Below are 14,872 nucleotides of genomic sequence, written 5' to 3'. Positions count from 1 at the left end.
CGGGCCCTCGGGCCCCTGCTTCAGATCTTCAGGGGAGCGAACGACTTGACCAGATCGTCCAGCGCCTTGATCTGCGTCAGGAACGGTTCCAGCTTGTCCAGCGGCAGTGCGCTCGGGCCGTCGCACTTGGCCTGCGCCGGATCAGGGTGGGCTTCGAGGAAGAGGCCCGCCAGGCCGACGGCCATGCCGGCGCGTGCCAGGTCGGCCACCTGCTCGCGGCGGCCGCCCGATGCGGCAGCGCCGGCTTCGCGCTGCTGCAGCGCATGGGTCACGTCGAAGATGATGGGCAGGTTCTGCGTCACCTTCTTCATGACGCCGAAGCCCAGCATGTCGACCACGAGGTTGTCGTAGCCGAAGCAGGTGCCGCGGTCGCACAGGATGAGCTTGTCGTTGCCCGCTTCCTTGAACTTCTCGACGATGTTGAGCATCTGCGAGGGGCTGAGGAACTGCGGCTTCTTGATGTTGATGATGCGGCCCGTCTTGGCCAGCGCCACGACGAGGTCGGTCTGGCGCGCGAGAAAGGCGGGCAGCTGGAGCACGTCGACCACCTCCGCGACCGGGGCCGCCTGCGCGGTTTCGTGCACGTCGGTCAGCACGGGCACGCCGAAGGCGTCTTTCACGGCCTGCAGGATCTTCAGGCCTTCGTCCAGGCCGGGACCGCGGTAGGAGTGGATGGAGGAGCGGTTGGCCTTGTCGAAGCTGCCCTTGAAGACGTAGGGAATGCCCAGTTTCTGCGTGACGCGCACGTACTCCTCGGCGCTGCGCAGGGCCAGGTCCTTCGATTCGAGAACGTTGACGCCGCCGAAGAGGACGAAGGGGGCTTCGTTGCTGGCGTTGACTTGAGGGGTGATGGTGACGGTGGACAAGGTTTTCTCCTGGACAGGTGCTTCACTGCAGCCGCCTATTGTCGTTGCGCCGGCAGGAGGGGGTCAGCCTGCGGGCGTTACCGTCAGGTAAAACGGCGTGAGCGTCCCGGCCACGGGCCGCAACAGCTTGAGCAGCAACGGGCGTCCATACCCTTCGCCCGCCAGCCGCTTGAGCAGGTCGGACAGCTGGGCCAGTGGCACTCCGTCGCAGCCAATAAGGATGTCGCCGCTGCGTAGCCCGTCGCGCGCGGCGGCCGAGCCGGCCACCACCTCGACCACGCGCACCCCGGTGGCCACGGGCCATTCGTTCTCGCGCACCCAACGCCTGGGCAATGCCACGGCCGCGCATTGCACGCCCAGCTTGCCGCGGCGCACCGCGCCATGACGCATCAGCTCGCCGGCCACCCAGCGCGCGGTGTCGATGGCCACCGCGAAGCTCAGGCCTTGCGCCGAAGGGATCACCGCCGTGTTCACGCCGATGACCTGCGCCGCGCTGTCCAGCAGCGGGCCGCCCGAGTTGCCGGGGTTGAGGGCCACGTCGGTCTGGATCACGTCCTCGATCATCCGGCCGCCCCGCGCGGGCAGGCTGCGGCCCAGCGCGCTCACGATGCCGGCGGTCACGGTGAAGTCGAAGCCCAGCGGATTGCCGACCGCCACGGCCAGCTGGCCGGGTTGCAGGGCGGCCGAACTGCCCAGCGGCAGGAAGGTGCTCGGGTGCGACTCGATGCGCAACACCGCGATATCGGTCGAGGCGTCCAGCCCGACCAGGCGCGCGACGCTTTCGGTGCCGTCTGCGAATGCGGCGCGCAGCTCGCTCGCGCCCTCGACCACGTGGGCATTGGTGAGCGTGAAGCCATCGGGCGTGAACAGGAAGCCGGAGCCGCTGCCCTGGCCGCCCGCGCCGCCGCGCTGTGCCTGCTTTCGGACCTTGATGTGGGCGACCGCCGCGCTGGCGGTGTGCGCCACCTGCGTGACGGTGGCCGAGTAGGAGTCAAGAATGAATTCGTCGCGCGCGCCCATGGAGCACCTCTTTTCAGTCGCCAGATCCCAGAGGAAATGGCGGCATGCCGGAGGTTTTCAACCCGGGCACGGGAAGCCGGCAGGGCCATCGTTTCAGTGCCCAGCGTTCATGAAGCCTTCAGCAGAGGCTCAGCGATTCTTCAGCAGCCGCCCGGACACTGGGGCTCCCAAGAACTACACCGACAGCACGGGGAACACAGCTTGAAGCACCTCATTCTTCTGCTTGCAGTCGCCAGCCTTGCGGCCGGCTGCGGCCACGACAACCACCGCCGCAATCGTGACCGCGACCACAACGGCATTCCTGACCGCTATGAACGCAACCGCGACAGTGATGGCGACGGCGTGCCCGATCGCTATGACCGCCGGCCGGACAACCCGCGCAAGTACTGATCGCCTCGTCGCTCAGGGCGCCTTCGGCCGCGACGACGGTTCCCACGAGTCGGGCGTGGTCGCCACCAGCGACTTGAAGTCCTTCCACGGCCGCGCGCCCGGGATGGTGCGCCCGCCGACGATCAGCGACTTCGCGAACACCACCATGCGCTCGCGCAGATAGGCCTGGTCGGATGCGGGCCAGGTCTCGATCGAGTGCGGCCCGCGCGCCAGCACGATCTCTTTCAAGCCGCGGATGCGGTTGTAGGCGGCCACGGTGCCTTCGAGCGTTTCCGCGCGGTCCCACAGGCCCTTGCCGAAGAAGGCGGCGGGCCAGCGGTCCATGCCCGCGAGCGTGGAGGAGTTCGGATAGAACACGATGTGGTGATCGGCCGCCATGCCGCCCAGGAACAGGTTGCGGTCGGCCAGGTCGGGCGAGTCGCCCACATAGCCCGCGCCGCTGGCGAACGACGACAGCAATATCGCACCGCGAATGTTCCGCAGGCCCTTGGGCGGCGTGCAGTTGGGCTCGGGCATGTCGAAGCTGCACTGGGCCACGTAGTTTCTCGTCATGGCCCAGGCGGTGGACATCGAGCCGCGCGAGTAGCCGCCGAGCACCAGCGGGATCTCGCTCGATGGCATGCCTGCGAGCAGCTTGCCCCGGGTGGCTTCGCCTTCGAGCACTTCGCCCTGGGGCGTGAGGATGCGCAGCCCGCGCCCGGTTTCCAGCGCCGTGAGCGCGCGGAACACGTCTTCCCCTTGCTCCAGCGTGTTGGTGTCGCTGAAACCGCCCGACAAGCCTTCGCCGCGCCGGTCGTAGGCCAGCACGTCGAAGCCGGCCTGGTTGAGCGCATACAGGTTCTCGCGCCACCAGCGCTGGCCCATGGTCTCGGTGGTCGCGTTGGGAAAGTTGATGGGAATGGTCTTGCCGGTCTTCTCGTCGATGCGGTACGACGCCTCGTCGGGGTGCTGGATGGCCGTGAGCTGCCCGCCGCCGCCCGGCGCCATGATGACCAGCGCGCGCACTTTCTTGCCCTTGCCGCCGTCCACGCCCGCGCCTTCGATGTACCAGCCGCGCAGCTTGATGTCGCCGGTCATCTTCAGGTCGATGCGCTCGAAGGTGTCGCGCGGCGCGGTGAACTCGACCATGTAGGTGCGGGCGTCGGCCCTGGCGATGCCTTCGCGGTACGGCGCCTTGGCGAAGAAGGCGGGCCGGCGGATCTGCTTCAGGTCGACCTGGCCGTCCGGATCGATCTTGCCGGAGGGGTCGACCACGCCTGTCGATCGCGTGGCACGCTCCTTGTTGGGCGGCAGCCAGCGCTGCATCTGCGCGTCGATGCGCTTGAAGCACGCCGGGTCTTCCTTGCAGGCGCGCCAGCGGGCCTTGAGCTTGTCGTCGGTGAACTCTGCGATGTGATAGTCGCCGCCCGCATAGCCGGAAGGCGTGGGGTTGGCCGTCATCAGCACCGGCACGCAGACCTTGGTGCCCTTGCTGTTCTTCTGGTCCTGCGGCAGCAGGTAGCCGCCCATCATGGCGTTGCGGTCGGTGCCGACCCAGGCGGTGCAGTCGGTGGGCGGCGGCGTGCTGGCGGTTGCCAGGCGCTGGGCTTCCGTGGGGCCGCTGCATGCTCCCAACAAAAGCAGTGCGGCAGCGAGGCCGGATGCGGCTGCGCGGCGGCGGAGCCGGGCAGGGCGCGTGATCGTTTCGGTCATCGAATCGGGTGCTCCGGAAAGGCTCCGGGAACAGGAAATCTGGAAGCTGCGATCTTCGCCGGATTGGCGCTGCGCAATGGAAGCCGAAGCCGTTTCCGGATACAAGTTCTCTCCTTGTTGTCTGTAGGACATTTCCTGCGCGCGCATGCGAATTTTTCTACTCTTTGCCGTTGCTGCATGCGCGTCCAATCGCCGCCCCTTCACAAGGAGACAAGAGAGATGAATTTCGAAGGCATCTATTGCTTCGACACCGCGAGCGTGCGATTTGCCTTCTACCCCGAAGGCCCCGGCGGCCCCCGTGTCGTCGCGCAGATTTCCGAGGAAACCCTGCACGACGAATTCGGCGCGCGCGAAGTCGGCGACAGCCTGCTGGAGACATGCAGGCAGCATTTTCACGTCATAGAGCCCGTGGCCGTCGCGCGCTACCAAGCCGAGCCGCATCGGTCCATCACGCTCACGATCGACGACTTCGCGCTGCACGCCTGAGCCGCCAAGGCTTGAAGGCGCCGTGAGCGATTCAATCAACCGTGCCCGGCAGGCGCGCGGTGCCGAATCTCGCTTTGCAGCGCACGCTGGCCGGCCGAGAGCGCCAGTTCATAGCTCTCCACAGCGTCATACGCCTTGCGCAGCACGCGCGGGTGCGTGCCCTTGTCATCGGTTTCGAGCAGCTGCCAGACAAAGGCGCCCGGCAACGGTTCTTCGATGGTGAGTTCGATGGGGTGTGTCATGGGTTTCACCATGGCGCGGCGGGAGAGTCTTGTCTGTAGGTCGGCGGCGACGGCTGCTGCGCGAAGGCGGGGCAAACGCCGGGCATCCGGGCGCAATTTCACCGGCATGCGGTGGCGGCGCAGCCAAGTAATTCATATGCATTACATCGCCCGAAAAACCTTCGACGTAATCTTACAAAGCGTGACTAAATACCTTGCTGAGATGTAACGCTATCCCATAATCGCGCCCCTGCAACGCGTGTCTAGACACAAATGTGTTGCGGATTAACAAAGATTTGAGGGAGCGCTAAACATGAATCGGCACTTGCACCGCGTTGTTTTCAATGCGGCCAGAGGTATGCGTATGGTGGTCCAGGAGACGGCCACCAGTACCGGCAAGGGTGCGAGCAAGGCGACGACCGCAGCGGGCGCCATGGCCATCGCCGGCGTGCTGATGGCAACGTCGGCACATGCACAGATCGTCGGCGCGCCCAATGTGCCGGGCAATCTTCGCCCGACGGTGCTGCTGGCGCCCAACGGCGTGCCGCTGGTCAACATCCAGACTCCTTCGGCCGCAGGCGTTTCGCGCAACGTCTACAACCAGTTCAATGTGGGCGCGAACGGCGCCATCCTGAATAACAGCCGGGTGAACGTGCAGACCCAACTGGGCGGGTTCGTTCAAGGCAATCCTTACCTCGCAACGGGGCCGGCGCGCATCATCCTGAACGAAATCAACGGCGGCTCGCCGAGCCAGCTTCGCGGCTACATCGAAGTGGGTGGCCAGCGTGCCGAAGTGATCATCGCGAACCCGGCCGGCATCAGCGTGGACGGAGGCGGCTTCATCAACGCCTCGCGGGCGACGCTCACCACCGGAACGCCGCAGTTCAACGCGATCGGGGGGCTCGACAGCTTCCTGGTTCGTGGCGGCACTGTCACCATTGACGGCGCGGGGCTCGATGCGAGCAAGACCGACTACGCGGCCATCCTGGCGCGTGCTGTGCAGGTCAATGCTGGTATCTGGGCGAGTGAGCTGAAGGTGGTGACTGGTGCGAACGAGATCAGCGCCGATCACAGCCAGGTCACGCCGACATCAGGCACTGGTGCTGCTCCGACCTTTGCGCTCGACGTTGCGGCGTTGGGTGGCATGTATGCGAACAAGATTTCGCTGATTGGGACAGAGGCTGGACTGGGTGTGCGCAACGCCGGGAGCATCGGCGCGAGCGCCGGCAATCTGGTCGTCACGGCGTCCGGTCGCCTGGAGAATACCGGCACGCTGGAGGGCCAGAGCGTGCAGCTTGCCAGCACCGGCAGCGACATCGTCAACCAGGGGACGATCCGCCAGACCAGCATGGCGTCGCTCGCGCTTGCGGCCCCCACGATCAGCAACACCAATGATGGGTGGATCGGCAGCGAGCCTGTGCCTGCTTCGACAGCCGGTACTGGCAGCGGCAGCACCGGTGCAGGTGCCACGCCAAGCTCGGGCTCAAGTGGCTCGACGGGCACCACCGCATCGACCGGCAGCACGACAACCGCTGGCACTTCAACACCAGCAGCAGCACCGATTGAACCGGGCAGCCTCACAGCCGCAGGTGCTATCCGCAACGATGGCGGCAAGGTTTACGCAGGTGGCCCGATCACGGTGCAGACAGCGAACCTGGTCAACAACGGGGGAGCCCTGAGCGTCACGAGCATGTCGCTCAACCAGCCGAGCTTCCAGAATACAGGGGGCACGCTGAACATCTCGGGCGCTTTCACGGCCAATCTCGGCACCTTCAACAACAGCACGGGCACCCTGCACGCCGGCAGCCTGGATATCACGACCACGGGTGACCTGAACAACCAGGACGGCATGCTGACCAGCGACAGCAATGCAAACCTCGCGGTCGGTGGCAACGCCGACAACACACGAGGCACGATCTCCGCCACCGGCGCACTGACAGCCAGCGTTGTCGGCGCGATCCAGAACACCTCGGGCACGTTGACCTCGAACCAGAGTCTCAGTGTCTCGGGCCAATCCTTGAACAACAGCCAAGGGACCATTTCTTCGGCCAGCGGCAATGCCCAGCTCACCGTCGGGCAGCAACTCCTGAACACCGATGGCCATATCGCCAGCGGCGGAACTCTTACGATGCAGACCGGCAGCCTCGACGGCAGCAAGGGCAATCTTCAAAGTACCGGCGACATGAACGTCACGGCCACGCAGGCCCTGACCTCCACCGGCACCAACGTCGCAGGCGGCAACGCCACGCTCAAGGGTGCTTCCGTCGACCTCTCCGGCAGCCAGACCGGCGCATCCGACATCATGATCACGGCCACCCAAGGCAACGTGACCACCAGTGGCGCCACTGTCGCTACGCCCGGTACGCTCGCCATCACCGCCAACGCGCAGCCCGGCCAGACGCTGCTCAACAGCGCCGGCCAGCTCAACGCCGCTCGGTTGAAGATCGATGCCTCGAACATCGCCAACACCAACGGCGGCGAGATCGTCCAGACCGGCACTGGCGCGACCATCCTCGCCGTCAGCGGCAGCATCGACAACTCGAACAGCCACATTGCCACGAACGGCCAGGACCTGACACTCCAGGCAGCGTCCATCACGAACACAAACGGCAAGATTGATCATGCCGGCACCGGCACCCTGACCATCGCGGGCGGCAGCTTCAACGGCGCGAATGGCAAGATCACCGGCAACGGTGCATTGGCCGTCAATCTCACGGGCATGTTCAATCAGGACGGCGGCACGGCTTACGCCCAACAGATCAATCTGTTGGCCGGCTCCCTGAGCAACCAGAACAGTGGCAGCATCGTGCAGGCAGGCACAGGCACCACGACCCTCAACGTCGGTGGAGCCCTGGTCAACAACGGCGGAACCGTCGCGAGCAATGGCGTTATCACCGCCAACGCGGGCTCCATGGCCAACCAGGGCGGCAAGTTCCAGGCAGCGGGCAGTTCCGACCTGAATCTCACCGTCACCGGTCTGCTCGACAACTCCGCGGCGGGCCAGATTCTGGCGGGCAGCAATGCCACCATTCAGGCAGGCAGTCTCAAGAACGACGCTGGCAACCTGACGGCCGTCGGCAACCTCAATGCAACCGTCTCGGGTGCAGCCACGAACGTAGGCGGTACGCTGGCCGCCAACGGCAACACCACGGTCACCGCCGCCAGTCTGGACAACAGTGCGGGAACGGCCGCAGCCGTCAATGGCAATCTGGCTGTCACGACCACGGGCACCACGACCAACACTGGCGGCACCTTGCAAGCCGGTGGCACGACTACGTTGAACAATGGTGGCCTGAGCAGCGCCGGCGGCAAGGTCTTCGGCAACAGCCTGTCCATCGACACGCATGGCAATGCCCTGGACAACAGCGCCAAGGGAACGATAGCTGCGACCACCACTGTCGACGTGAAGTCCGGTGCGCTGAACAACGACGCCGGCCTCGTGCAAAGTGGTGGCACCATGGTCATCGACACGAATGGCCAGGCACTCACCAACGCCAACGCATCGGGCTACACCAACGGCCAAGGCGGCATCACAAGTGCCGACATGCTGACACTCAGTGCAGGCGCTGTGAACAGCAGCGCGGGCTTCATCGGCGCCAAGGGGGCCTTCACGGCCAACACACAGGGCTTCTCGAACACCGCTGGCGGAAAGATCATCGGACAGGCCGCGGTCACGATCAACACGAACGGCGTGACCTACGACAACAGCGGCGGCCAGACCCAGGCGGTCGGCGCCCTGACGGTCAATGCCGGCAATATCCAGAACGTAGGCGGCCTGTTTCGCTCCAGCGACACCACGACGCTGAGCGCCGCCACTGTCAACAACGCCAACACCGGCGGGACGGATCAGGGTATCGAGGGCACGAACGTCGCAATCAGCGCCACCAACCTTGGGAATCAGACGGGCGCCGTGCGCGCCGCGCAGACCCTCGCGGTGACCGGTGGCGGCACCGTGGACAACTCCGCTGGCGGGCTCTTGTCGGCGGGCGATACCCTCAAGATCGTTGATCCGAACGCAGCCAATCCGAGCGCCAAGACGCTCAACGTCGTGAACACCGGGGGTACGCTCACAGCCAGCAACGGCCTCCAGATCGATGCCGCGAAATTCAGCAACGACGGCAGCTTCACATCCGGCCGCGACATGGCCATCGCGCTGACGCAGGACATCGTCAACAACCGCGATGTCAGCGTGAGCGGCAATCTCACCTATGGCACGACCGGCCACCTGACCAACAATGCCAAGCTGCTCGCAGGTCAGACGCTCACGGTCAATGGCAATGTGGTCGACAACACCGCCACGGGCGAGATGTCGGGCACAAACACCATCGTCAATGCGGGCACGCTGAACAACCGCGGCCTAGTCGACAGCCAGGGCAACACGCAGGTCAATACGGGCACGTTGAACAACATCGGCACAGGCCGCATCTACGGCAACGCCGTCTCGATCAGCGCCGGCACCCTCGTCAACGACACCGAGACCGTTGGTGGCACGACGACCGCCGCGACCATCGCTTCGCGCGGTGACCTGGACATCGGCGTAGGCAACCTCACGAACCGCGAGCATGCGCTGATCTTCAGCAGCGGCAACATGGCCATCGGTGGCGCGCTCGACGCGAACCGCAAGGCCACAGGCCAGGGCGGCACGCTGGACAATCTGAGCGCAGACATCCAGTCGCTGGGCAACATGTCCATCTCGATGGCGCAGGTCAACAACCGCGACGTGCATATTCAGTTGGGCACGCCCACCTCGGTCTCGAGCGTATTGGTCGGCGTGGCACCGGTCACGCTCGTCGGTAGCGGCATCGGCCGGACAACCCAATACACGCTCGACGAAGTCAACCTCGATCCGGTCAACGGTTTCGTCTACCGCAAGGACACGGGCGAACTCGTAGGCATCGGCGGCTACGGTGTCTGGACCAACAACATCACCACGGTCACGGACACCGCGATCAACGCCGATCCGGCGCATCTGATCGCGGGCGGAAACATGACGGTCAACGGTCGGCTATACAACCAGGACAGCCAGGTGCTCGCGGGGGGAACGATCACCGCTAACGACTACCAGTCCAGCCAGCTCACCGGCTCGGTCACTGTGTCGGGCCTGGCGAGCGTGGTGAACAACCAGGGGCAGGTGCAGGCCGTCAACGTTCCTTTGGTGGTCCCTCCACGTAGCATCGCACTGGGCGCCTACAAGTACCAACCGAATCTCAATGCAACCACGGGCTACAACGCCGGCACCGCGACCAAAGGGTCCGGCAATGCGACCGGTGGCGGGGCCAGTGGTGCAAGCGGCGGTTCAGGCTCGGGAACCATCGTGGAGGTTGCGGCCAACGTGGGCACGGTCATCGGCACGGGCGGCTCCGGGGCTGGTGCATCTGTCGGCACCAGTGCCGGAAGTACCCGGACCGTCCCGACGGTGGTGCGCACCAGCACGCCAAACCTGAACGTGCCGCAGGCGAGCCTGTTCCGGACGCAGGCTGGCGGCAACTACCTGATCGAGACCGACCCACGGTTTGCGAACTATCGGAACTGGCTCAGCAGCGACTATCTGCTCAACAGCTTCGGGCTTGATCCGAACAACACCCTCAAGCGCCTGGGCGACGGTTTCTATGAACAGAAACTCATCCGCGAGCAAGTCGCTCAGCTGACGGGCTACCGGTATCTGGACGGGTTCAACAACGACGAAGATCAGTACACCGCCCTGATGAATGCGGGCGTGACCTTTGCGAAGGAGTACGGACTTCGTCCAGGAGTTGCACTGACTGCCGCGCAGATGGCACAACTCACCAGCGATATTGTCTGGCTGGTCGAGCAGACCGTCACTTTGCCCGACGGAACGACACAGCAGGTGCTCGTGCCGCAGGTGTACGTGCGGGTGCTGCCGGGAGACATCGACGGTTCGGGGGCGCTGCTCTCTGCCAACGCCGTGAACATCACCGGCAAAGGCAACGATCTCTTGAACACCGGCACCATCGCAGGCCGCAAGTCGGTGACCATCGATGCCAACACCGTCAACAACCTGGGTGGCCGAATCAGCGGGGGCACCGTCGCGATCACCGCGGCCGGGGACATCAACAACATCGGTGGAACGATGGATGCCCGCGACCGGCTGACACTCGAAGCGGCACGCGACATCAACGTTCGGACCACGACGTCCGCCGGGACTCCGGGCAATCAGATCATCGACCGCGTGGCCGGCCTTTATGTGACCAACCCTCGCGGAGTTCTGACGGCCAGCGCGGGCAACGATATCAATCTCGTTGGAGCAATCATTTCCAACGCGGGTACCGGCAAGACCTCGTTCACTGCCGGCAACGACATCAATCTGGGCACGGTCACGACCGCAACGACCGTGACAGCCATCGGCAAGAATGTCTCTGGTATTGCGGTCAATACTGCGGAAGTTGGCACTCGTCTGAGCGGCGCGGGAGATGTGTCGCTCGACGCGCGGCACGACGTGACAGCCCGCGCGGCAACAGTCAGCGCGGGCGGCGAACTGAATGTGCACGCCGGCAACGACATCCTGATCGAATCTGGGCGCGAGACATCGGCTCTTGCCTTCACGGCAATCTCGAATCGGCGCTCGGGGTTGAGCTCCACACGCACCACCACGAATGGCCTCCTGCAGACGGATGCGACCGTGGCCAGCACCTTCAGCGGAAACACCGTCAAGCTGGATGGTGGGCGCGACGTGAACATCGTCGGTAGCGACATCACTGCTCCTGGCGACATTACCGTGAAGGCGGGGCGCAACGTCAACATCGTTTCCTCCGTGGATACCCGACAGGCCGACGTCGAGCAAACCCGCGAGAAGAAGATGAGCGGCCTGGGCGCCGTGGTCAACCTGGGCGTGGCGACGGCCTTCTCGGGAGCCTCCATGCCGGGCGTTGACGGCAAGGGAAATCTTTCCACTTCCGGGGCCAATCAAGCCAGCCTCTATGCGAGCACAGAACGAGCCAGCAACATCAAGAGCACGGGCGGCAACGTTAACGTCACGGGCAAGGAACAGGTCAACGTCTACGCGAGCAACCTGAGTGCTGCCGGCGATCTGAACGTGAATGGCGGCAGCGTGACCGTGATGAGTGGCCTGAATCAGACCAGCGCCGGTACGGGCTCACAGACGCGAACCCAGTCGATAGCGCCCAATCAAATGCCGCACTCGCTTGCGAGCGGATTGAACACCCGCAGCAATGTCACGAACCGTGTAGACCAAACCAGTCTGGCTTCAGCCACTTTGGAGGGGCGCAACGTCAACATCACGGCCAATACGGGCGACCTGAACCTCATTGCTCCGACGATCAACGCAGGGCAAGGTGTGACGTTGAGTGCCCCGGAGGGCAATCTCAACTTCGGCATAGTCAACACGACCACCGAGGTCAGCCAGTCCCGGGGGCAACGCAGCTTGGCGTACCAGCGAACGGCTGACACCGGTGCACATGTCGAAGCGGCCAACTACACCCAGATCAACAGTCCGAATCTGAGCGTCGACGCCAAACAGATCAACGTGCAGGTCGGTCAGAACGCGACCCCCGTATCGGGCCCGAATGGTCAACCGTCGATGTATCTGCCGCAGCAAAGCCTGCAGCAAGCCCTTGCGCAGGTGATCGGAAGCAATCAGCCGGGGACCGAATGGGTCAAGCAGTTGAGCAATGACCGCTCGCTGGACGGCAAGATCAATTGGGAAGGCGTGCCAGTCGCGCAGCGCCAGTGGGCCGAGCATCAGGGCGGCTTGACACAGACGGGCGCGGCCGTGGTGACGGTTGTTGCTTCGGTGTTGTCTTGGGGCTACGGCGCTGAACTTGTCGGCGCGGCGCAAGGCTCAGCAGCCGGAGCGGCGGCCAATGCCGGCCTGTCCGCGTTGGCCAGCAACGCGGCGGTGAGCTTGATCAATAACAACGGGGATATTGGTGCCACATTACGCGAGTTGGGCTCCAGCCGCACGATCAAGGACATCCTGGCGGCCATGGCCACGGCGGGAGCCGTGCAAGGATTGAATATCGGTCTGGGAATACAGGGCTGGAATGCTTCTGGTGCAGCGGCAGGCACTGCGACATGGTCACAGGTTCTTGCGCGCAACCTGCTCAATGGTGCAACCGCGGGAATCGTCGGTGCGGCGATCAACGGCACCAGCGTGGAGGACGCAATCAAGAACGGCCTGCTCAACGGCCTCTTGAACACTGCGGCGTCAGGAAGTGCACAGTGGATTGGTGGAAATGTGCAAGGCTTCTCCAACGCTGTGGCTCACGCGATCGCGGGTTGTCTGGTGGGGGCAGGCAGAGCAGGCGCGGGATACGGTGGCAGCGCGGGTGATGGTTGCTCGGCAGGGGCCATCGGTGCGACGGTCGGTCACTTGACGGGGCAGTTCTACAACCCGACGGATAACCCTGACCTCGCAGCCCAGACCATTCAGTTCGGACAACTGATGGCTGGTATTGCAGGCGCACTGGTAGGGGGCAACCAAGCAAGCGCAGACATCGCTGCTGCGGCCGGCGGCAATGCGGTGGAAAACAATCAACTCGGACAGGTGGCGAGAGCTGTCGGAACAACGTGCGCCAAGTTCCCCCGCTTGTGTATCGGTACGGTGGGCGCCGCGGCTATCCAAGCTCAAATGTCCGCGCGGGTATCCGAGCTTCAGGCCGCAAATCCTGGCCTTAGCGTTGACGGCGCACTGACGGTGGCGCAATCCGAAATCGTTGCGCGCGCTGTTGTCACGGGAGTGATCAGCGCATGGGATGCATTCGTGGGCAATGCCCCTTCTGCGGCTGATTACGGAACAGGGGGGTACGGAGCCGGAGGCTTGCCCAACTATGGATTATCAAATACGGGAAATACAACAACACTTCCCGACTATGGAAATAATACCGGCGGCAACCAGACGATCAATCTCGACTCCACCGGTCACGTGATTGGTGGAGGCTACGGCGCAGGAGATATTCCGTATTACGGCGGCCCAACCATCACACCCAACGATGGACTTATCGGCGCAACGCTTGCGTTGGCGCAAGCCAAAAATATTTGGAACTTGCGGCCGACAGATCGAGGTATTTTGATCGAAGCCAATCTCGCACAAACCGAGTACAAGGATTGGTTCAATATCGGACAGCTGAACAACGGAAAATTTCCGTTGGTTGATTTTCAAAATGGCAATACGTTGGTCAGCTTAAAATCTGTAGACACAAGAGGGGCAACTTGGGTCGAGCGCATGGAACAACACATCTATGAACTCGGCTCAAATGGGGCAACGGTTAATGGAAATCCTGCGAATATGGTTCTCGATATACGCGTTCAACCAGGAGGCGCTTCAGCGGCACAGTCCCTGATTCAATATGGCAGGCAAAACAATGTCACTGTCATTATTAAAGAATATCAGTAAAGGCTTCAAATGGAAAAGCTAAGCATCATTTTTAAGCTGCGACATGTCGCCTCCGTCGAGTCCTTTAAGGGGAAAGGGCTGATTCGAGAGGCTCAAGACGCCACAGTGAAGGATGTGGAGGTGTTCCGTATTATTGCGGCCAAATTGAGGGAACTCAAAATCCCGGATCGTTTTACTACTGCCTCCGGCCTGAGCGACTCTCGGCAGGTGGAAGCGGAAATAGCATCAACGGGAAAATGGAGTCATACCCTAAAGACCGAAAGTCTTGCATTTCGCTTCGGCCACGTCAGCTCGATGGAGCATAGTTTTGTTCTCATCGAGGAATTGACCAATGGTGCTGCAGCAACTTCTTGGGATGACTGGGTGCAGCCTTTCTTAGGGTTTGGAGAGTTTGTGCAAGCGTGGATTTCCGATGTGGAATATGATTTTTGGCAAAATGCATCAGATCCGCTGCAATATCAAGCCGCCGAAAGGACGTACTCTCATCTAAAGCTGATCTCCAACAACTTGCCTCCCCCATTGGAGCAGAAGATCATTGATATCAGCAAAAATCCTGGTCGCTGGTCACTAAGGCAAGGGTATGTTGAGGCGATAGGAAGCACGATGTGGCTTGGGGACGCTTTCTGGGAACGTGTCGGCGAGGATCGGAGAAATCGTGTGAAGGCATCAAAGAGCTTGAATTTCTCTCTTCTCGAAAATGGAATCGTTCGATTGCAGGCGGCGAAAGATTGCTTCAATGATGAGGAGTCAAAAAGGCTTCAAGAAGAATTAAGAGCCATTCTGTACGAATGACTTAATTAAGAAAGCTACCTGGCAAAGCTTGC

8 protein-coding genes are annotated in these 14,872 nt (G+C 62.9%); 4 read left to right on the top strand and 4 right to left on the bottom strand.

The genetic code is table 11. The annotated features are described in order from the left end of the window. Positions 1–20 precede the first annotated feature (20 nt). Entirely contained in the window at positions 21–866 is an 846-nt protein-coding gene (gene kdsA, locus ACZYSP_RS28995; RefSeq protein WP_093052704.1) for a 3-deoxy-8-phosphooctulonate synthase, read from the bottom strand. Positions 867–929: 63 nt separating this feature from the next. Beyond that, positions 930–1,886: a S1C family serine protease gene (locus ACZYSP_RS28990; protein WP_093081601.1), complete on the bottom strand. Its 957-nt coding sequence runs from the start codon at positions 1,884–1,886 to the stop codon at positions 930–932. Positions 1,887–2,087: 201 nt separating this feature from the next. Between ACZYSP_RS28990 and ACZYSP_RS28985 the strand changes: the two genes are divergently transcribed. After that, positions 2,088–2,276, top strand: coding sequence for a hypothetical protein (locus ACZYSP_RS28985; protein ID WP_093052698.1), 189 nt, complete (start codon positions 2,088–2,090; stop codon positions 2,274–2,276). Between the two features lie 12 nt (positions 2,277–2,288). Here ACZYSP_RS28985 and ACZYSP_RS28980 read toward each other — a convergent pair whose 3' ends face one another. Further along, positions 2,289–3,968, bottom strand: coding sequence for an alpha/beta fold hydrolase (locus ACZYSP_RS28980; protein ID WP_093081598.1), 1,680 nt, complete (start codon positions 3,966–3,968; stop codon positions 2,289–2,291). Between the two features lie 219 nt (positions 3,969–4,187). Here ACZYSP_RS28980 and ACZYSP_RS28975 point away from each other — a divergent pair, with 219 nt between their 5' ends. Continuing rightward, a complete protein-coding gene (locus ACZYSP_RS28975) occupies positions 4,188–4,454 on the top strand; it encodes a hypothetical protein (RefSeq protein ID WP_093052692.1) in 267 nt (88 codons plus the stop codon). Positions 4,455–4,489: 35 nt separating this feature from the next. Here the strand turns inward: ACZYSP_RS28975 and ACZYSP_RS28970 are convergent, their stop codons facing one another. Beyond that, positions 4,490–4,696, bottom strand: coding sequence for a hypothetical protein (locus tag ACZYSP_RS28970; protein WP_093052689.1), 207 nt, complete (start codon positions 4,694–4,696; stop codon positions 4,490–4,492). Between the two features lie 292 nt (positions 4,697–4,988). Between ACZYSP_RS28970 and ACZYSP_RS28965 the strand changes: the two genes are divergently transcribed. After that, entirely contained in the window at positions 4,989–14,048 is a 9,060-nt protein-coding gene (locus ACZYSP_RS28965; protein ID WP_489017927.1) for a beta strand repeat-containing protein, read from the top strand. Positions 14,049–14,057: 9 nt separating this feature from the next. Then, positions 14,058–14,840: a hypothetical protein gene (locus ACZYSP_RS28960; protein WP_093080253.1), complete on the top strand. Its 783-nt coding sequence runs from the start codon at positions 14,058–14,060 to the stop codon at positions 14,838–14,840. Positions 14,841–14,872: the final 32 nt, after the last annotated feature.

This window comes from Variovorax sp. F042 (assembly GCF_057814215.1).
This window is presented reverse-complemented; position numbering and strand designations above follow the sequence as displayed.